Source organism: uncultured Paraglaciecola sp., from assembly GCF_913020055.1.
Taxonomy (GTDB): Bacteria; Pseudomonadota; Gammaproteobacteria; order Enterobacterales; family Alteromonadaceae; genus Paraglaciecola.
In genome coordinates, this window is sequence record NZ_CAJWCF010000041.1 from 1 (window position 1) to 19,588 (window position 19,588).

The 19,588-nt window shown below is 39.3% G+C and carries 18 protein-coding genes; 9 read left to right on the top strand and 9 right to left on the bottom strand.

Annotated features, from left to right (window positions below):
• Positions 1-152 precede the first annotated feature (152 nt).
• On the top strand, positions 153-2,591 hold the full coding sequence (locus tag QZ488_RS10490; protein WP_293748355.1) for a tetratricopeptide repeat protein: 2,439 nt from the start codon (positions 153-155) through the stop codon (positions 2,589-2,591).
• A gap of 453 nt (positions 2,592-3,044) precedes the next feature.
• On the opposite strand, the gene clpB is transcribed toward QZ488_RS10490, so the two are convergent.
• The 3 genes from clpB to rluD form a co-directional block, all read right to left on the bottom strand.
• Positions 3,045-5,615, bottom strand: coding sequence for an ATP-dependent chaperone ClpB (clpB, locus tag QZ488_RS10495; RefSeq protein WP_293748357.1), 2,571 nt, complete (start codon positions 5,613-5,615; stop codon positions 3,045-3,047).
• Between the two features lie 201 nt (positions 5,616-5,816).
• Positions 5,817-6,584, bottom strand: coding sequence for a peptidoglycan editing factor PgeF (pgeF, locus tag QZ488_RS10500; protein ID WP_293748359.1), 768 nt, complete (start codon positions 6,582-6,584; stop codon positions 5,817-5,819).
• A 2-nt stretch (positions 6,585-6,586) separates the two neighbouring features.
• Positions 6,587-7,570 (bottom strand): 23S rRNA pseudouridine(1911/1915/1917) synthase RluD, encoded by a 984-nt coding sequence (gene rluD, locus QZ488_RS10505; RefSeq protein WP_293748361.1) that lies wholly within the window; start codon positions 7,568-7,570, stop codon positions 6,587-6,589.
• A 172-nt stretch (positions 7,571-7,742) separates the two neighbouring features.
• On the opposite strand from rluD, the gene QZ488_RS10510 reads away from it, so the two are divergent.
• The gene (locus QZ488_RS10510; protein WP_293748365.1) at positions 7,743-8,516 is read left to right on the top strand and encodes an outer membrane protein assembly factor BamD; all 774 of its coding nucleotides are present in this window, start codon (positions 7,743-7,745) and stop codon (positions 8,514-8,516) included.
• A gap of 65 nt (positions 8,517-8,581) precedes the next feature.
• On the opposite strand, the gene QZ488_RS10515 is transcribed toward QZ488_RS10510, so the two are convergent.
• From QZ488_RS10515 to QZ488_RS10525, 3 genes are read right to left on the bottom strand one after another with little or no spacing between them, the layout of a single operon-like run.
• A complete protein-coding gene (locus tag QZ488_RS10515; RefSeq protein WP_293748367.1) occupies positions 8,582-9,253 on the bottom strand; it encodes a ChrR family anti-sigma-E factor in 672 nt (223 codons plus the stop codon).
• Positions 9,246-9,860 carry a sigma-70 family RNA polymerase sigma factor gene (locus tag QZ488_RS10520; RefSeq protein ID WP_293748369.1) on the bottom strand — a complete coding sequence of 205 codons (615 nt, stop codon included), beginning with the start codon at positions 9,858-9,860 and terminating at the stop codon, positions 9,246-9,248. The genes QZ488_RS10515 and QZ488_RS10520 overlap by 8 nt, the downstream gene beginning before the upstream one ends.
• Positions 9,861-9,920: 60 nt before the next feature.
• The gene (locus QZ488_RS10525; RefSeq protein WP_293748371.1) at positions 9,921-10,499 is read right to left on the bottom strand and encodes an LON peptidase substrate-binding domain-containing protein; all 579 of its coding nucleotides are present in this window, start codon (positions 10,497-10,499) and stop codon (positions 9,921-9,923) included.
• Between the two features lie 191 nt (positions 10,500-10,690).
• Here QZ488_RS10525 and QZ488_RS10530 point away from each other — a divergent pair, with 191 nt between their 5' ends.
• From QZ488_RS10530 to QZ488_RS10550, 5 genes are all read left to right on the top strand, one after another.
• The gene (locus QZ488_RS10530) at positions 10,691-11,956 is read left to right on the top strand and encodes an FAD-dependent oxidoreductase (RefSeq protein WP_293748373.1); all 1,266 of its coding nucleotides are present in this window, start codon (positions 10,691-10,693) and stop codon (positions 11,954-11,956) included.
• Positions 11,956-12,684 (top strand): DUF1365 domain-containing protein, encoded by a 729-nt coding sequence (locus QZ488_RS10535; RefSeq protein ID WP_293748375.1) that lies wholly within the window; start codon positions 11,956-11,958, stop codon positions 12,682-12,684. The genes QZ488_RS10530 and QZ488_RS10535 overlap by 1 nt, the downstream gene beginning before the upstream one ends.
• A gap of 2 nt (positions 12,685-12,686) precedes the next feature.
• Positions 12,687-13,940, top strand: a complete 1,254-nt coding sequence (locus QZ488_RS10540) for a cyclopropane-fatty-acyl-phospholipid synthase family protein (protein WP_293748377.1) — start codon at positions 12,687-12,689, stop codon at positions 13,938-13,940.
• A gap of 90 nt (positions 13,941-14,030) precedes the next feature.
• Positions 14,031-14,480, top strand: a complete 450-nt coding sequence (locus QZ488_RS10545) for a chalcone isomerase family protein (protein ID WP_293748379.1) — start codon at positions 14,031-14,033, stop codon at positions 14,478-14,480.
• A complete protein-coding gene (locus QZ488_RS10550) occupies positions 14,477-15,025 on the top strand; it encodes a DUF3833 domain-containing protein (protein ID WP_293748381.1) in 549 nt (182 codons plus the stop codon). The genes QZ488_RS10545 and QZ488_RS10550 overlap by 4 nt, the downstream gene beginning before the upstream one ends.
• Positions 15,026-15,133: 108 nt before the next feature.
• Here the strand turns inward: QZ488_RS10550 and QZ488_RS10555 are convergent, their stop codons facing one another.
• The 3 genes from QZ488_RS10555 to pomA all read right to left on the bottom strand — a co-directional run bounded on the left by QZ488_RS10555 (position 15,134) and on the right by pomA (position 17,969).
• On the bottom strand, positions 15,134-15,769 hold the full coding sequence (locus tag QZ488_RS10555; RefSeq protein ID WP_293748383.1) for an RpiB/LacA/LacB family sugar-phosphate isomerase: 636 nt from the start codon (positions 15,767-15,769) through the stop codon (positions 15,134-15,136).
• 514 nt (positions 15,770-16,283) lie between these two features.
• The gene (locus tag QZ488_RS10560) at positions 16,284-17,201 is read right to left on the bottom strand and encodes a flagellar motor protein MotB (protein WP_293748385.1); all 918 of its coding nucleotides are present in this window, start codon (positions 17,199-17,201) and stop codon (positions 16,284-16,286) included.
• Between the two features lie 3 nt (positions 17,202-17,204).
• Entirely contained in the window at positions 17,205-17,969 is a 765-nt protein-coding gene (pomA, locus tag QZ488_RS10565; protein ID WP_293748387.1) for a flagellar motor protein PomA, read from the bottom strand.
• A 304-nt stretch (positions 17,970-18,273) separates the two neighbouring features.
• On the opposite strand from pomA, the gene xseB reads away from it, so the two are divergent.
• Positions 18,274-18,516, top strand: coding sequence for an exodeoxyribonuclease VII small subunit (gene xseB, locus QZ488_RS10570; RefSeq protein ID WP_293748389.1), 243 nt, complete (start codon positions 18,274-18,276; stop codon positions 18,514-18,516).
• 126 nt (positions 18,517-18,642) lie between these two features.
• Complete coding sequence (gene ispA / locus QZ488_RS10575; protein WP_293748391.1) at positions 18,643-19,533, top strand: (2E,6E)-farnesyl diphosphate synthase; 891 nt, start codon at positions 18,643-18,645, stop codon at positions 19,531-19,533.
• Positions 19,534-19,588 lie beyond the last annotated feature (55 nt).

Below are 19,588 nucleotides of genomic sequence, written 5' to 3' on the forward strand. Positions count from 1 at the left end.
GTGCTGGGATCATAGACCACCTCCTTATTAACTGTAATTATATACAGTATTGCAACAGTTTACAAAAACATAGCCATTAAGAAAAATGACTTTGAATAAAGTAATATTACACTCAGTTCAAATGTCACCCATCGTAAGAGTATTCAAACTAGATGAAATCACTATTGAATTCAATTGTATTATGTAAGCGTTCTATTTTTATCTGCTTATTCTTTATGCCATTTATGGCACATTCGGACACTGCACAAGACTATGAAAAAGCCCTAATATCATTCAATCAAGAAAAATTCAGAGAGTCTTACATACATTTAAAGAATGCATTGCAACAAACACCTGAGCATTTACCTTCAAAATTGTTAATTGGTAGAATTTTTTTAATAGATGGCTACCCAGATGCCGCTATAACCGAATTTGAAGAAATTATACAAGCCGGCGCAGACCTTAATTTGGTCGCCCTTCCTTTAGCCAATGCCTATTTGATGAATATGCAATATGAAAAAGTGATTGAATTAGACATTCCAAGCAATGCCAATCTAGCAACTCAACTTGACATTTATCTCTTAAAAGCAAACGCCTATATCCAGCAAAATGAATATTCTTTGGCCGAAAAACAATTTCAACTTGCTAGCGAAAAATTTAGCAATGATATCCGAGTGATGAATGGCCTTGCTCAGATTGCTATGTTAAATAATGATTTTCCTAAGGCGAAAAAGTTAATAGTTCAGGCTTTAGTCATCAAACCTAAAAATGCCCAGAGTCACCTACTTAGTGGGCTAATATATCAAGCTGAAAAGCAATATAATAAAGCGCTAATTGCGTTTGAAAATGCTTACCAAAACGCACCTAAAGATCCAGCCATAATGCGTGCATTAGCCAATAGTTATGCTCAAACTGGAAACATAAGCAAAGCTAGCGAGATTGTGAGTGAAATCGAAGTACAAACCCCAGACAGTTTACAAACAAAATTACTAAAGGCACGTCTTTTAGCCATGGCTGAGAAAAATGAAGAAGCTGATGTAATATTGACTGAATTAAGCCAGACTTTAAGTCTCTCAGACAAGACCAATAAGCAGTACCTTTCTAAGATTAGTGTAGTGACGGGGATTGTTGCCCACCTGAATAAAAATTACGATGTGTCTGTCCGTGAACTACGTCGTTACTTGGATAATGAAGAGCCGTCTGCAGAAATAGTAGCGATGTTAGCAGAAGGATATATACGTACTAACGAGATTAAAGCAGCAACACAGTTATTAGAGCGCCACGAAAGGTTAATTTTAGATAATATTCAAATAGCGTCATTATCCTGCGACCTTTATTTATCAAAAAACAAAATTTTTAAGTGTGATTCATTGGTTCAACAACTAAAGCTACGTCATGGTAATGATGCACCAGACGTTTTATTACTAGAAGCTAAAATTCTTAGTCGACGTAAAAATCCCAAAGACGCATTAAACATTTTGCAAACCACGCTTGCAGATAACAAAAGTATCGATACTATTTTATTTAGAGCGAGTCTCCTTGCAAGCTTAGGAAGATATGAAGAGTCACTAATAGATGCGCAAAGCCTACTTGAAATCACACCTGACAGATTGGATTATCAATTACTAAATATTGATTTATTTATCAGGTTGAAAGACTTTGAACGAGCCAATGTACTGCTGGAAAAGGTATTGCTGCAAGACCCTAATAATATAGCGGGGCTGATTCATAAGAGCCGTATCCGATTTGCTTCTGGCGATTTGCAAGGTGCATATGCAAGTATTCAAAAAGTAGTCGAAATGGACAAAGCAAATTTTTCAGCTCTGTTACTTAATGGCCAAATACTAATTAAACAAACTCGGCTAAATGATGCAATAGATCAACTTATTGCAGCAAAAACAGTCAATGCGACTAGTACTTCCTCCCGTGAACTATTAATAAGCATTTATAAACAACAAGATAATTTAGAATTAGCGATTAGTGAGTTAAATCAATTATTAAAACTTCGCCCCTCAGAGCCTGAATACATTTATGAAAAGGCAAAGATTTATATCACCTTAAAACAATCAGAAAAAGCCAAGGGAGAGCTCGACTTATTATTTTTCGAATGGGAAGGACAACCTGAAAAGTTGGTTCAACTCAGTCGCTTACAATTGGCAAACAATGATTTTAAAGGAGCTGAATCTAGCTTAATCAAGGCACAAAAACTCGCCCCAAATTATTTAATGATTCAGCTTGAATATGCTAACTTTCTATTCGCAAAAAAGGCGTTTTCACAAGCAGACCCATTTATCAAAAAAATGAAAAAATCTTTCCCCAACAATGCAAATGTACACTTAGTAAAGGGACATTATTTTAAAGAAACTGGAGAGTTAGAAAACGCCTATCAAAATTATAATAAAGCCTATTCTCTATCACCTGACTTTACAGCAGCATTAATAGAACTTTATAAACTGGCGAATCAAAATGTGCATCGAGCGGACATTCTTACAATCTTTAGTAAACAAATTGAATCTAAACCAGATGACAATTTTACACGGCATTTATATGCTGATTTATTGTTCTTGGAAGGCAAAAAATTTCTGAAGCAAGCAAACATTATGAAAAGTTAATTTTAATAGATAATTTACCTAACAAAGCGAATATCTATAACAACCTTGCCAATATCCTCAGTAGTATCGATATTGAGAAAGCTATGTTTTACGCTCAAGAAGCCGTTAATTTAAACCCAAACTCTTCATCTATACTAGATACTCATGGGTGGTTGTAAACAAAAAATAACAATGCACAGCAAGGCCTAAATGTTCTAAGGCAGGCTTTTACCTTAAATTCTGAAAGTCCTACTATTCGTTACCACTTGGCTTATACATTAAATATACTTGGTAGGAAGCAAGAGGCTAAATCAGAACTTACAATAGCCTTAGAGTCAGAGCAAATATTTCAGGAAAGAACACAAGCACAGTCCCTATTATTGGAACTTTAAGCTTCACATTAAAACAGTATGGAAATTAGCCCCCCTACCTTAGAGAGGCTAATTGAAGGAAGTTACAACAGAAATTTATGGCTTAGCGAATGACTAAGCCATTGTTATCAACATCTATTTTAATAACCGAGTCAAGAGCCAAATCGCCAGACAATATTTTTTGCGCCAATGGGTTTTCAATTTCTGTTTGAATAGCCCGTTTTAAAGGTCTTGCTCCGTAAACAGGATCAAACCCAGCATCAGCAATTTTGTCTAAAGCAGCTAGGCTTAATTCAAGTTTGTAGCCTTTTTCTTCTAAGCGTTCGCGTAATGAACGTAATTGGATCTTGGCGATAGCGGTGATCTGTTCTTTACCCAGTGGATGGAAAACAACAATATCATCCACGCGGTTAAGAAATTCAGGTCTGAAATGTTCGCCTACGGCTCCCATCACTAAACCTTTCATTTGCTGATAGTTACTTTCGCCACTGACTTCTTGAATAATATCCGAGCCTAAGTTGGAGGTCATAATAATCACAGTATTTTTAAAATCGACAGTGCGGCCTTGACCATCTGTTAGCCTGCCATCATCTAAAACCTGTAATAAAATATTAAACACATCTGGATGGGCCTTTTCTACCTCATCTAGCAAGATAACTGAGTAAGGTTTACGCCTAACCGCCTCGGTTAAATAACCGCCTTCTTCATACCCCACATATCCTGGGGGCGCTCCAACCATACGAGCCACTGAGTGTTTTTCCATAAATTCCGACATATCGATGCGGATCATGGCATCTTCAGTGTCAAATAAGAATCCAGCCAATGTTTTACAAAGTTCTGTTTTACCGACCCCCGTTGGTCCTAAGAATAAAAATGAACCAATTGGCCGGTTGGGATCGGATAATCCAGCTCGTGAGCGACGAATAGCATTTGCTACAGCTGTCACAGCTTCGCCCTGCCCTACTACTCTTTCGTGTAAAACAGTTTCCATTGATAACAGTTTGGCTTTTTCGCCTTCAAGCATTTTAGAAACAGGGATCCCTGTCCAGCGAGACAATACATCGGCAATTTCACTTTCAGTTACCTTATTTTTCAACAAAGTAGTTTCTTGCGTTTCAGACTCGGTGGCGAGTTCTAATTTAGCTTCAAGCTCTGGAATTCTGCCGTATTGTAATTCTGACATACGGCTCAAATCAGAGGCTCTTCGGGCAATTTCTAAATCTAATTTAGCTTGTTCAAGTTCAGATCGAATTGTCTGTGTACCTTGCATTGCCTGTTTTTCAGCATTCCAAATGGTTTCAAACTCGGAAAATTTATGCTCTGCTTGTTCACGCTCTAGTTCAATGACTTCTAAGCGTTTATGGCTAGCTTCGTCTTTCTCTTTGGCCAGAGCTTGCTCTTCCAATTTAAGTTGGATGATCCTACGTTCAAGCTTATCCATGTCCTCAGGTTTCGAGTCCATTTGCAAACGAATACTAGAAGCAGCTTCGTCTATCAAATCAATTGCTTTATCTGGTAGTTGTCGGTCACTGATATATCTGTGGGACAAAGAAGCTGCTGCAACAATAGCCGGATCAGTGATCTCAACAGAGTGGTGTAATTCATAACGTTCTTTTAAGCCACGCAAGATAGCAATAGTATCTTCAACACTCGGTTCATCTACTATAATTTTTTGAAAACGACGCTCCAGTGCTGCATCTTTTTCAATATATTGGCGATATTCATTTAGTGTAGTAGCACCTACACAATGTAGCTCTCCTCTTGCCAAGGCTGGTTTAAGCATATTGCCTGCATCCATAGCCCCCTCACCTTTCCCTGCACCAACCATAGTATGCAGTTCATCGATGAATAAAATGACTCGGCCTTCTTCTTTACTTAGTTCGTTAAGCACAGCTTTTAAGCGCTCTTCAAACTCACCTCGGAATTTCGCCCCAGCAATCAAAGAGCCCATATCAAGGGACAACACCCGTTTGTTTTTTAATCCTTCTGGCACTTCACCGTTAATAATGCGCTGAGCTAAACCTTCAGCTATAGCCGTTTTGCCTACACCTGGCTCACCAATGAGAACAGGGTTATTTTTAGTGCGGCGTTGTAACACTTGGATGGTCCGACGTATTTCATCATCTCGCCCGATAACGGGATCTAATTTGCCCTGTTCAGCACGCTCAGTGAGGTCTGTTGTGAATTTATCTAGCGCTTGACGCACATCTTCTGCATTTGGATCCGTCACTTTTTGTCCGCCACGCATTTTCTCAATTGCTTGCTCAATTTTTTCTTGGTCAGCGCCGGATTGATTAAGTAGCTGACCTAAACTGCCTTTATCCTGTAAGGCCGCCAAAACAAATACTTCTGATGTAATGTAATCATCTTTGCGCTTTTGGGCTATTTTGTCACTGAGGTTAAGCAGCACAACCGTGTTTTTGCCTAGCTGTACATCACCGCCAGTTCCATCAACTCGAGGGAGTTTGTCTACCGCTTCAGACAAGGCTGAACGTAAACTATTAACGTTGATATTCGCTTGATCAAATAATGGACGTACAGAACCTCCTTGCTGATTGAGCAAGGCAGTCATCAAATGTACTGGTTCTATATATTGATGATCACGACCTAAGGCCAAAGATTGAGCCTCTGACAAGGCCATTTGAAATTTACTGGTAAAACTATCTAAGCGCATAAAATTACTCCACTAGAATTTTGCATAGTTCAGTTATGGGTACAATTTACATACTAATCAAGTCTGGTAAAGAAAGTCACTACCCAAAACATGGATTAAATTTCAACCAAAGTAGGCTACATGGTTAGATTCTAATTTAGTGTATTAGTATATGAAAAATAGAAGAATTTACTGATGAAGATCAAGTTTAAAGTACAAACATCAATCTAGATAAATTGCGCTTACGATCCTTCCTGTTGTAGCGATTGGAATATCATCACTAGCTGCTTGATGAGAGGCCCTGCGGTGAGAAAAAAACAAGTCAGACTGTTGATAAGTACAATATTCGCCTCCGAAAATTTGTGTTATTCCCAGAGCCAACATTTTTTGTTTGGCGATGTAATACAGATCAGCAAAATATTTATCTTGAGTCGTATGAGCGTTTTGACGAAAAGCTTGTGGGTAATGAATAAAAGCTTCTTTTATCTCTCCCCCTACTTCAAAATTTCTTTGACTAATCGCCGGCCCCATCCAAGCCATTAACCGGTCTGGGTTAACCGGCATTTTCAACACGGAATTTTCTATCACACCATCCGCTAATCCCCGCCAACCTGCATGTACTGCTGCAACACAAGTGCCTTGTTGATCGCACAATAAAACGGGCAAACAATCTGCAGTCATCACAGCACACACCTGATTTTTCTTGATAGATAAACAGGCATCGGCTTGCATCTCAGCATCTTCCAGACCTTGGTTCATACCTAGATCTATACAAATATTGCTGTGAGTTTGATTTAACCAAGTAAAGTTTTGATAATTGGGCAATAGTTGGCGATTTTTATCAACTAATCTATGGTCGTCACCGACATGTTGCGCTAGATTAAATGAATCGTAAGGGGGTAGGCTAACCCCCCCACGTCTGCAACTAGTGAAGGCTTTAACATTGCTGGGCGCCGGCCAATCAGGTTGAATGTAAGTCGGCTGCTGCAAAACTACACTTCTCCACTACCATGCTCAGATTTGTCTTCTCTTAATACTTCCAGAAGTTCAACAAAATCAGCTGGTAGGGGCGCTTTCCAACTTAACCATTCACCGGTTACTGGGTGAGTTAATTCCAATTGGATTGCATGTAAGGCTTGCCTGCGGAACATGCGTAACATGTTTACCATTCTTTCGTTACACGCTTTGGGAGGTTTAGGACGACCACCATAAGCCTGGTCACCTACTAAAGGATATCGCAAATGGGACATATGCACCCGAATTTGGTGAGTACGACCAGACTCCAACTTCAATCTAATGTAGGTATGAGCACGAAATTTTTCTTTTACGCGGTAATGCGTCATGGCAGGTTTACCTGACTCTCGAACAGCCATGTTAGTACGTTTCGTAGCATGTCGACCTATTGGCTCATCAACCGTACCACCAGCGACCATAGTCCCTACTACTACAGCCTCGTATTCTCGGCTAATTTCTCTCGCTTGCAGTTGTTCTACTAAATGAGTTTGTGCCGGAATAGTTTTCGCTACTACCATTAAGCCAGTCGTATCTTTATCGAGTCTATGTACAATACCTGCACGTGGCACGTTAGCAATCTCTGGTGCATGATTGAGCAAAGCATTCAGCACTGTTCCATCACTGTTGCCAGCTCCAGGATGCACGACTAGATTCATGGGTTTGTTAATCACTAAAATATGTTCATCTTCAAACACGATATTTAAGTCAATATCTTGACCCTTATGCTGAACCTGAGTTTCAATTTGAGCTTCAATCTCGATAAGTTCTTCACCTATCAATTTTTCTCTAGGTTTGTTCAGTATTTCTCCATCTACTTTAACGTAATCAGCCAAAATCCATTCTTTTATGCGTGATCTTGAATAATCAGGGAACATTTCGGCCAAAGCTTGATCCAACCGTTTGCCAAATAAGTTTTCTGGCACATTTGCCTGTAATTGAATTTTTTCATGTGGGGTAGACATGTATTAAACATCCTGAAAGTGTTTCGTAACGATTTATATGTGCATAGCCCAATTTGCTGGGGTAGAATGCGCTGCAGTAATCGATTTGGTAAAACACTATTCTAACGGATTTTTACCCCTAATGAATCATGCATAATCAATCGAAATTGAAATGAGAGTAAATAAGAGCAATATGATCAGTAAAATCAACCTAAAAAATATTATATTATCCAGTGTTTTAATTGTTATAGCTGGATGTTCATCGGCCCCAGAGGACGAAGATGTCGATCTAGTGCTACGTAATAGAAGTGCCCAAAGTCTTTATGACGACGCGAAAGAAAAAATGCGCCTTGGAAACTTTAACGTAGCTACAGAAGCATTAAGTGCTTTGGATTCACGTTTTCCATTTGGACCTTTATCACATCAAGTCCAGTTAGACCTTATTTATGGCTATTACAAAGTAGGCAAAACTGATGAGGCTTTGGCGACTATCGACCGATTCACTCGACTCAACCCTAATCACTCAGACGTAGATTACGCTTTATACATGCGCGGTCTAACAAATATGGAAGTAGATAGTAATCTTTTCCAGGAGTTAGTGGGAATTGACAGATCTGACCGCGATCCAAGTAACTCTCGTCAAGCATTTAACGACTTTAGACGTTTGATTGAAAAATTTCCAAATAGTAAATACGCTGCAGATGCACAAAAACGTATGTTGCATATTAAAAGTCGTTTAGCAAAATACGAGATAGCCATTGCTCGCTATTATATGCGCCGTGATGCGTATGTAGCAGCAGCTAACAGAGGCAGATATGTGATTGAGCACTATCCTGATACCAGCCATGTGCAGGAAGCACTTGAAATAATGGTCGAATGTTACGATCAGCTTAAGCTAGATGAATTAAAAAACAACGCGATGAAAACTCTTAAACTGAATTATCCAAATAGCAGTTTTATAAGTTGATAAAATCAACTTATAAAAAAACGCGCTTTTAGCGCGTTTTTTTATGTCAAAGTTAAAAAGCAATTTTACTTAAAAAACAAATGGCTAAACGGGTTTAACAATCGCGCGATACCTGCAGTAAAATGTAGGGGTTGGTCAACAATGGTAAAGACTAAACAGCCATCGTCGGCTTCTGAGTGCGGTAAATGTTTATGCTGATTATTCATAACAGTAAAGTCACCACAGTCATACTCGGCAATCCCATCGCCGTATTGGCCATCAATGACCAACGTCATCTCTGTGCCTTTATGAGTGTGTTCCGGTACACGTCCACCTTTCTCCATATACATAAAGTTGGCTTTACCAATACCACCTAAATTAACCGGTGCTTGCCATATCTTGCCGACTAAACGCGACCAATTCCCTGTATTTTTCACTTGCCTTCTTAAGGCTCTAGGTAACTCAAAAAACTTACCGTCTAATTCAATCGAAGCATTACTTGCTTGTGCTACCGGGGATTTAGCAATAGGTAACTGTGTAATGTTAGACATCATTTCAAGATAGTCGCTGTCTAATGGTTTAATGATTGCTTGCTCAGCAAATAACTCTCCGGCCAAATCAGCTTGTATCTCGATACAATCTTGCTGACATTGTGCACACATATCAACATGAGCAGAAATCATTAATGCCATGGCAGGTTCACAATTTCCGGCTGAAAACGCTTGTAAATCTATGTATTTGGGGTGAAAACTAATCATCGTCTTGTACCATCTCTTTTAAACGCTGTAGTGCTAGTCTGGTTCTAGATTTTACTGTACCAAGTGGAATATCCAATTCATCTGCCACTTCTTGTTGAGATTTACCATCGATATATATCGCTTCAATCACTAATTTTTGCTTTTCTGGTAGGGACTCAAATAATAGTCCGATCTCATCCATGGTCACTTGATGATCTAAAGACACTTCATTTACGTCTGCCGTTTGTTCACACAAAATAGGCCAAAGGTCATCTGAACACACATCTTCTTTGCGATTTCGCTGTTTCCTCAGCATGTCAAATCGAATATTTCTAGCGATGGTGAATATCCAAGTAGAAGGCGAACCTTTTTCTGAATTAAAAAGATGAGACTTTTGCCATACATTAGACATGGTGTCTTGCACCATCTCCATTGCAAGCGCATCGTTACCCATTTGCTTCAGAGCATATGAACGCAGCCTAGGTGCAAAATAATTGAATATCTTCGAGAATGAACGCTTACAGCGATCTTGTGCTACGAGGCGCAGATAGCCGGACATCTCATCTGCGCATTCTATTGGCTTCATGGAATTAATTTGTTTATTTTCCAGAGTTATTCCAACTAACATGTACTTACACCACCAATCAATTGATATTGTTAATAGATACTAGTTGTTTTGATTAAAGGATCACTCAACCAATTGTGTCAGAAAATCTAAAGCCTTAATACAGTCTTTTTGCTGCAAAAATTGTTGTTTTTGTTCCGCATTGACTGGCAATAACTCTAACCAGCGATAAATCACCCATATTGGATCATTAAATTTAGGGTTTTGGTGTAACACTTGCAATTCTGGGTACTTGTCAAAAATTTCTTTTAACCTTTCATCAATTGGCGATATGAGATGATTTACAGCCTGGGCCGTCCATTCATCTGACCACTGACATTCACCTATCCTCAACTCGTCAATTTCAGTTGTAACTGATAAGATCTTAAAACACCTTTGCCCTTCAACAGTAACACTTAGTAAACCATCATCCAGCAAATTGAAATCGATAACCTTGACGTAAGTACCCATTGGATAAATGTGCTCATTTCTATCTCTGTCTCCTTGTGCATTCACCATACAAATACCAAAACCAGTATCGGCTGCACATGCTTCTTTAACCAAGCGTACATATCTAGGTTCAAATATTCTCAATGACATCCTACCGCCCGGTAATAGGTGCGCCGAAAGAGGAAACAAAGGTATAGTGAAGCAAGCGTTCATATAAAAAATTATCTTAGAGTAATTAATGAACTCGATACGCCTACTTCTCTGATTTAGATCTTAAATAAATTGTGAAGTTATCAACTAAGTGATCTCTTCATGGCGCAGCGAGGTATGTAATACCAAAAAATTGAAAGTCTTCATGTCACTGATTTGTATCGCGACATGTTTGGAAAAGCCATAGGACTAAAATGAATAAACAGATAGCAATAATAGGCACAGGGATTTCAGGGCTAACCTGTGGGCACCTGCTCAACAAAAAGCACGACCTGACTTTTTTTGAAGCAAATAACTATATTGGCGGACATACTGCAACTAAAGATGTTGAAGTAAACGGAAGACAATACGCAATTGACACAGGATTTATTGTTTTTAACGATTGGACCTATCCGAACTTTATTAAATTAATGGACAAAATTGGCGTTCAATCCCAAGCCACCGAAATGAGCTTTAGTGTTAAAAACTTATCTCAAAATCTTGAGTACAATGGCAATACACTAAACAGCCTATTTGCGCAAAGAAGAAATATAATACGCCCAAAATTTTGGAGGATTGTCCGAGACATTCTGAAGTTTAATAAAATATGTAAACAAGCAGCCAAAGCAGATACTGATTTTGGGCGCCAGACATTGCACGAGTTTCTCATCCAACACCAGTTCAGTGAAGATTTCACCTACAACTATATATTACCCATGTGTGCAGCAATTTGGTCGACAAGTTTAGAGGATATCAAAGCCTTTCCGTTTACATTTTTTCTGCGGTTTTTCAATAACCATGGATTACTCAATATTACTGACAGACCCCAATGGCGTTCTATTAAAGGAGGCTCTAGAGAATATATAAAGCCGTTGATTGCTGGTTTTGAAGATAGAATAAAGCTTAATAGCTCAGTAAAATCAGTATCGGACAGGGATAACAAAAAACTCTTAGTTCTACAGGACGATTCCGAATTTTTATTCGATGAAGTTATCTTTGCTTGTCATAGCGATCAGGCTTTAGCCATTATTGCAGCGCCGAGTGCAAGCCAAAACGAAATTTTAGGCGATATCCGTTATGCGAAAAACGAAGTCATTTTACACACTGATGAAAGCGTTCTGCCTATAAGAAAACTGGCATGGGCAAGCTGGAACTATTTAATAAAAGGATACCAAGGAGAATTCCAAGCTCCAGCAGTGTTAACCTACAACATGAACATCCTGCAAAATATTCAATCAGACACTACCTTTTGTGTCACTCTGAATAACACAAAAGATATTGACCCAGAAAAAATATTAGGCACCTATCATTACGCTCATCCTCAGTTTACAAACCAAACAATTGAGGCCCAAACTAGATGGGCAGAAATATCTGGAAAAAAAGGGATGCATTTCTGCGGGGCATACTGGTTAAACGGATTTCACGAAGACGGAGTTCGCAGTGCTTTAGATGTGTGCGCTGCATTTGGCGAACAACTCTAGTGCAAAGCGCATTGTACAAGGGAAGTGTATTTCACAGCCGATTTGTGCCGCAAAAACATGCGTTTACCTATCAAATATTTTTACTTTGGCTCAACCTCGATGAAATTAATTTGCTTGAAACCGAGGTCAGGGGGTTTTCAGCAAAATCATGGGCGCCGATTAGGTTTAAACGCAGTGACTATTTTGGCAACCCAGACAAGCCGTTAAAACAATCGGTATTAGAAAAGATGTCGGAACTGGCCGAACAACAGCTAGTGGGTAACGTTTATTTACTCGGACAAACACGCACTTTTGGACTGTATTTTAGCCCAGTTAACTTTTATTACTTACAACAACAAGACGGTTCTTTTAGTCATTTGTTAGCCGAAGTAAGCAACACCCCTTGGAATGATCGGCACTGTTATTTGGTAGATTTAGCCAAACAAGAAGATTGCGATAAGGTTTTTCATGTTTCCCCATTTAACCCGATGGATATGCAATATAAGTGGAACATTTCACAACCAGAGCAATCACTTAAATTAACCTTATCTTGTCATAAAGAGGTGAAACACTTTGTAGCCAGTTTAAATTTGTCCCGAATAGAACTGAACTCAAAAAGCCTTTGTAACGTATTACTTAGCATTCCTAGCATGACGATAAAAACCGTGTTCGGAATTTATTGGCAAGCACTCAAACTATTTATTAAAGGTGTGCCATTTTATTCACACCCAGAACAAGGTAAAAAATAATTATGCCAAACGGAGAACAAGTATTAGTTGAATCTTCAGGCTCATCTTGGCAACACAAATTGTGCCGAGCCGTTATGTTAAAAGTGTTTGCCAGCTTGCCCCAAGGTCAGATGATGATTAAAGAAAAAGGCGTGTTAGTGAAAACCTATGGTCAGAAGGAATCTGACTTACACGCTGAAATTGATATTCAATGCTTAAGCGTTTATCAAAAGCTACTGTTTGGTGGCAGTGTGGCGTCGGGCGAAACCTTCTCAGAAGGTCTATGGACCACGCCTAACCTAACCAATGTTATCCGTATTTTTGCCCGTAACTTGCCAGTACTCGACAATTGGGAAGCAAAAATGGAGTGGCTGGCTTTTCCTATTCGTAAGATTAGTCATCTGGCCAACAAAAACTCTGAAACCGGTTCAAAGAAAAACATTGCCGCACATTATGATTTAGGCAATAAACTCTACACTCGCTTTCTTGATGACAGCATGATGTATTCTGCCGCCATCTACCCGTCGCATGACGCTACTCTGGCACAAGCTCAGACCACTAAACTGAAAGCTATCTGTGACAAATTACAGTTAGTCCCCGAAGACCATTTAATCGAAATTGGTACTGGTTGGGGTGGATTAGCAATATATGCAGCGAAAAACTACGGTTGCCAGGTAACTACCACCACCATTTCAGAAGAACAACATCAATACACCCAGGACTTAGTTAACAAGGAAGGTCTACAAGACAAAATTACCCTGTTGAAAAAAGACTATAGATTACTCGAAGGCAAGTACGACAAATTGGTGTCAATTGAAATGATTGAAGCGGTAGGTAAAGAATACTTGCCGACTTTCTTTAAAAAATGCTCGAGCCTGCTAAAAGACCAAGGTTTAATGGTACTGCAGGCAATCACTATTAGTGATCATCGCTTTGACAGTTACAGTAAAAGTGTCGACTTTATTCAGAAACATATCTTTCCAGGTGGTTTTTTGCCATCACAATTATTGATTAACCAACACTTAAGAAAACACACTAATTTAATGATCCGTGATTTGCACGATATCGGTCTAGATTACGCCAGAACACTTCAAGACTGGCATTACAAACTACTCGAAAACAAAGAACCGCTAGCCAAAGACGGTTATGACGAGCGATTTATGAATATGTGGCGTTATTACTTTAGTTACTGCGAAGGCGGCTTCTTGGAGCGCACCATCAGTACGGTGCAATTAGTCATCAGTAAACCTGCATTTTCAAACAGCATTAGTCGTTAAGGACTGTAGGATATGAAAAATCAAACCACTACCATCCTGATTTTTTGGCTTATAACCGTCTTATTTTCCTCATTTTATTCTGGAGCCACTATGGCCACCCCATTTCCTAACTTAAAAAAAGTAGGAGAAGGCAAACTAAAAGTGTTGTTTTGGGATGTCTACAATTCAAGCCTATATAATCAAACCGGTGAGTATCAAGCAGAACACTTCCCACAAGTGTTGAAAATTGACTATTTGCGGGATATTGACGCTGAAGACTTAATAGACAGAACCCAAGAAGAATGGGAAAGGCTAGGACTTGCCCCTGCAATTTATGCTCCTTGGCTGCCCCTACTTACCAACATACTTCCAAATATCAAAAAAGGCGACACGATTCTATTGAACGTTGATAAAGACCAACAAAGTGAATTTTTCTTTAATAACAAAACAATTGGCAAAATTAACGACCAATCATTCGGAAAAAGTTTTTTACGCATCTGGCTTGACGAAAATAGTAGTTACCCCAAAGTACGCAACAAACTAATCGGATTAACTAAATGATTTCAATTAAATATGTATTGCTCGTACTAATCATTCCCTTTATTTTATCATGTAGCAGCGCCCTTGATGATTACGACAACACTACACCTGAATTTGATTTAGCCACATATTTTGATGGAGAAGTCACCGCCTGGGGCATAGTACAAGACTATAGCAACAAACTGACCAGACGCTTTTGTGTCGACATTGTAGGGACATGGCAAGGGAATAAAGGCCAATTACATGAGACCTTTTACTATAACAATGATGAACAACAAATTCGAATATGGGATTTAATAATTGCTGGAGATGGCAGTGTCACAGGTGGTGCAGCTGATGTGATAGGTCAAGCCAGTGGAGGTTCACAAGGCACTGCTTTTAATTGGCAATATACTTTACGTATACCGGTTGATGACACCGAATATGACTTATTCGTCGATGATTGGATGTTTATGCTAGATACAGACCGAGTAATGAATAGATCTTATATGAAGAAATTGGGTGTAACTGTGGCAGAGATATCTATCTTTTTTGACAAAACGAAACCCGTTAGAAAGTGTCAGTAGAAATACTGACACCAATTATCACGAGTTTAGGCTCAAAATAACCTCAATATAAACTCATTATATTCAATGAGTTTAACCACTTCCTTGTGGTAGTCCTTAACTTTTCAATTAAGCGATAATGCTTTTTACAAAAGCAGCAATATCATCATCCTGGCAGTTATTAAAGAAACAAGCTTGGAAACGTTCGCCACCAAATGCGGTTTTCAATAATTCAGGATCTATCGCTTTCAGTCCTTCTAAAAATGGTTTGGTAGTGGCTACTTTCACACTTTCAAGTATGCCAGCATTAGTCACTTGTGATTCACGACGTTCAGGCGGGTAACCTAAGCCCTTTTCACCAGTGAAAGCTTTTTCAAAAATATAGCGAACATTTAATTCAGCTCCCCAACCAAATCCTTTGGCAAAGGCCAATGCCAATGCGTTTCCACCATTAATCTGCGCGAATAAATAAGCATCCGCAGGATCGATACAATAACCACAAGCTACGCCAGGATAAGCATTTAAGGACATTAAGGCACCTTGGCCAGTACCACATCCCGCGACGACAAAATCAATCGCTTTTGAATTTAACAATACGCCAGCAATAATACCTAAGTGGATATAGGTTAGTCGATGATCGTTGTCATCACTCATTCCAACGTTAAAAACGATGTGACCAAGTCCCCCAGCTACATCATTAAGTTGTTCCAACACAACAGTATTTTTTGATGCTTGGCTAAATTCGTTCATAAGGGCGATTTTCATCGTTGAAGCTCCAGTTTCATTTCATAATAAACATAGTTCGGCATATATTAGCCCAAATAATGCTTTAAATTAGCCGTTTTTATCGACTTCTAAATGATTTTAATGGAATTTATTTTATAAACTTAACGATAGATTATTGAGGTAATTATATATGAGGGAAGAGATGATTTGCTACGGTGCGGTTAGTTCACTTGAACAAATCTAACTTAAGTACGCTGACTATTGCTCACCAAGGCCATAATAAACTGATGGGCTTAGTAAATTTCAGGCAAAAAAATGCCTGATATAAAATCAGGCATAAAAGAGAACACACATAAACAAAAACACATATAAATAAAGGACACACAGATAAGACTTGGGTCTTTACAAAAAGTTCAGTTAGGTTTTAATTTATATTTTATATAGCAACACTTTTCATTAGAACGACTTACTACTTAGAACAAATGGCACAGCGAAAAAGTAAATCACCGGACAATCACCTAATTTGAAAAGTATGCTCAACATAACTAGAAACCTACTCTAAAACAGATATAGGATCAGATACTTTAGGTTTGCCCTGATTAATTGAAATCTCCACCCGTCTATTTCGACTGCGCCCTTGGGTATCATCGGTATCGGTCATTGGCGCTGTATCCGCCTTACCCACAACAGACATTCGACTCTCATCAAAACCTTCAGCCCGTCTGAGTTCTTCAGCTACTGCGACTGCACGTTGTGATGACAAATCCCAATTAGAACGATAAAGTTCATTAGAAATTTGCTGACTATCACTGTGTCCAGATACTTCAATATCACCGGGCATATCAGCTAACAAAGCGCCAATTTTGCGCAATATGGGGATGAACTGCGGTTGCAAAAACGCTGATCCCGCAGAAAAGGAACCATTTTCTCGAATTCGTATAGTAATTTGCTGACCTAAAGATTCCATTTCAATGGCACCATCAACTATTTGTTTTTCTAATTGTTGGGCGACTTTACGCATACGCTCAGCCACTTCTTCTTGGCTAGCATTTTGACTGGTAGTTTGCTGTTCTGAAGCAGTTTGCTGGGCAGCACCACCTCTTTGTTCACCACGTTGTTTCTGACGACCACCAGCAGAGTCTTCATTACCAGCTTGGAATTCAAGCATCTCTTGGGTCATGTCTATGGTTTGTTGTTGGATCGTATCAATAGGAGTCGGTTCTGGACGGCCTGGGCGAAACTCCATGGCAATCACGCTGGTACCTTTGGGGATGTCCTTCACTTCAATTTTGTTTTGCACACCAAAAGCAAATTTCATCGACCCGGCTATTTGTTTGAACTTGAGTACATCCATCTCAGAAAACGATAACAAAAGTACAAAGAAACACATCAACAAAGACATTAAGTCAGCAAAAGTCCCCATCCAAGCTGGTAGCCCTTTGGGGGGACATTTAGGGCATTCATCTTCCATCAGTTATTCTGCATCATCTGCTGAATCACGTTTACTCGCAGCCAGATAATTTTTCAATATACCTTCAATTACCCGCGGATTTTGCCCATCAGCAATGCCAATAATTCCGTCTAACACTAAACTTTGGTTAAGTTTCTCTTCATCTGAACGATGACCTAGTTTTACTGACATAGGTAAACAAATAAGGTTAGCCAACATCGCGCCATAAAGCGTAGTTAAAAGTGCAACGGCCATAGCTGGGCCAATTGATTTTGGGTCATCCATGTTTGACAACATGGCGACCAAACCAACCAAGGTCCCGATCATGCCCATAGCGGGAGCAACATCCCCTAAGCCTTTAAAAATGCTTGCGCCAAACTCGTGGCGTTCTGTCGTCATCGCGATGTCTTTAACTAGAGTCGCTCTGACGACCTCGACATCATGACCATCCACCAACATATCAACTCCCTTCTGCATAAAAGGATTGGCAATTTCGGCTTCTTCTAATGCTAAAAACCCGCCTTTACGTGCTGCATCAGCCATTTCAACAATTTTTTCTATTTGTGATTCAGGCGTATCAATTTTGAACATAAAGGCTTTACCCGCGACTTTACCCGCTCCAAAAAACTGCCCTAAGGTATATTGAGATAACACCACAAATAAACTGCCGCAAAATACAATCAAGATTGAAGGTACATTGATAAACATGGCAATGTCACCGCCTTGGAGCATCGCCATGACAACAAAACCAATAGCGCCAAGAATACCGATTATGGTTGCTAAATCCACATTGTGCTCCCAATTGAAATAGAGGTATAAATACTAACTAACAAAAACATATTGCTTGAATAAACCGAAATAACAAAGCAAAAAGGTAAATAAAATTGAAATCAAAAGATACCTAAGCCCATCATTTTATCGACAATTTTTAATATTTCTGTAGTCACCACAGTCCTTATTAGTTTAGCCTGATATTTACAATCCCGATGAAGTCACATATTTTTTAAATTTATAGCGTTTCTGAAAAGTATTTGACCCTCTTTTTTTGCTCATGTAAGGTGCGTGCCACTTCAGAAATCAGTTGAATAATTATATGACAACTCGAAAGAAACCAGAATCACTTACGTTTGAACAATCCATGCAGGAATTGGAAACATTAGTGAGTAAAATGGAACAAGGCGACTTGCCCTTAGAAGATGCATTACAAAGCTTTGAGCGTGGTATTCAGCTTGCTCGTCACAGCCAACAGAAGTTAAAAGATGCGGAACAAAAAGTACACATTCTCACCAGCCAAAATAGTCAGCAAACCTTAGACGTATTTGAATCTGATAAGTAACCTGATCTCTGGATAAGAAATGTCGAAAAACGTTAACTTTTATTTATCTAAGATACTGACACAAACACTCGGTAAACACCTCATTCAAATATGGGTAAGTGGCTTATCCATAATTCAGGTTACCAAATGAATTTATCCACCTTTCAACAAACATGTCGCGATAGGGTTAATTCAACTCTAAGTCAAACCATCAGTGCGCTGCCTGAACATGCAGAAACACTTAAGCAAGCCATGGAGTACGCACTATTAATTGGCGGCAAAAGAATGCGCCCTTTTTTAGTTTATGCCACAGGCAAAATGCTCTCAATTCAGCAAAAAGATCTCGATGGTCCAGCTGCCGCAATAGAAGCCATTCATGCGTATTCACTTATTCACGATGATTTGCCTGCCATGGATGACGATGACCTAAGACGCGGTCATCCAACCTGTCATATTCAATTTGATGAAGCCACCGCCATATTGGCTGGCGATGCCTTGCAAACACTTGCATTTGAAATATTGTGCGATTACCCGCTTTCAAGTGAATTAGCAATGAAACGTATTCAACTCGTCAAAATTGCGAGTCAGGCAGCGGGTTACAATGGCATGTGTGGAGGCCAAGCTATGGATTTAGCCGCCACTGACCAACATATTAGTCAACAACAATTAGAAGACCTACATAACAAAAAAACTGGTGCATTACTGAGTGCATGTGTTGAAATGGCGATGACTTTAGCGCCAGATATTACGCCGCAAAGTCGACTACATTTAATGAATTTTGCCAAAACCATTGGGTTAGCCTTCCAAGTACAGGACGACATTTTAGATGTTGTGGGAGACTCTGCAGTGTTAGGGAAGCCACAAGGATCTGATCAAGCTCAGAACAAAAGTACGTACCCAGCCATGTTAGGATTAGAGCCAGCACAAGCTTATCTGGACGATCTTCATAAACAAGCACTTCAAGCTTTGCGCGCTTTGCCTTACAATACCCAAATGTTGGTGTCTTTTACCGACTTTGTTATCCACCGTACTTACTGAATGTCTGAATTTAAGCGTAAGTTTGGCTGTATAAAATGAAATTTACTTAGTTGAT

What these genes read in the sequence shown, in the direction of transcription:
- QZ488_RS10555 (WP_293748383.1), bottom strand. Translation starts at nt 15,769, where the DNA reads ATGAAAATCGCCCTTATGAACGAATTTAGCCAAGCATCAAAAAATACT.
- rluD (WP_293748361.1), bottom strand. Translation starts at nt 7,570, where the DNA reads ATGTCTACCCCACATGAAAAAATTCAATTACAGGCAAATGTGCCAGAA.
- QZ488_RS10550 (WP_293748381.1), top strand. Translation starts at nt 14,477, where the DNA reads ATGATTTCAATTAAATATGTATTGCTCGTACTAATCATTCCCTTTATT.
- QZ488_RS10490 (WP_293748355.1), top strand. Translation starts at nt 153, where the DNA reads ATGAAATCACTATTGAATTCAATTGTATTATGTAAGCGTTCTATTTTT.
- QZ488_RS10510 (WP_293748365.1), top strand. Translation starts at nt 7,743, where the DNA reads ATGATCAGTAAAATCAACCTAAAAAATATTATATTATCCAGTGTTTTA.
- clpB (WP_293748357.1), bottom strand. Translation starts at nt 5,615, where the DNA reads ATGCGCTTAGATAGTTTTACCAGTAAATTTCAAATGGCCTTGTCAGAG.
- QZ488_RS10560 (WP_293748385.1), bottom strand. Translation starts at nt 17,201, where the DNA reads ATGGAAGATGAATGCCCTAAATGTCCCCCCAAAGGGCTACCAGCTTGG.
- QZ488_RS10515 (WP_293748367.1), bottom strand. Translation starts at nt 9,253, where the DNA reads ATGATTAGTTTTCACCCCAAATACATAGATTTACAAGCGTTTTCAGCC.
- QZ488_RS10525 (WP_293748371.1), bottom strand. Translation starts at nt 10,499, where the DNA reads ATGAACGCTTGCTTCACTATACCTTTGTTTCCTCTTTCGGCGCACCTA.
- QZ488_RS10540 (WP_293748377.1), top strand. Translation starts at nt 12,687, where the DNA reads ATGCCAAACGGAGAACAAGTATTAGTTGAATCTTCAGGCTCATCTTGG.
- ispA (WP_293748391.1), top strand. Translation starts at nt 18,643, where the DNA reads ATGAATTTATCCACCTTTCAACAAACATGTCGCGATAGGGTTAATTCA.
- QZ488_RS10520 (WP_293748369.1), bottom strand. Translation starts at nt 9,860, where the DNA reads ATGTTAGTTGGAATAACTCTGGAAAATAAACAAATTAATTCCATGAAG.
- xseB (WP_293748389.1), top strand. Translation starts at nt 18,274, where the DNA reads ATGACAACTCGAAAGAAACCAGAATCACTTACGTTTGAACAATCCATG.
- QZ488_RS10530 (WP_293748373.1), top strand. Translation starts at nt 10,691, where the DNA reads ATGAATAAACAGATAGCAATAATAGGCACAGGGATTTCAGGGCTAACC.
- QZ488_RS10545 (WP_293748379.1), top strand. Translation starts at nt 14,031, where the DNA reads ATGGCCACCCCATTTCCTAACTTAAAAAAAGTAGGAGAAGGCAAACTA.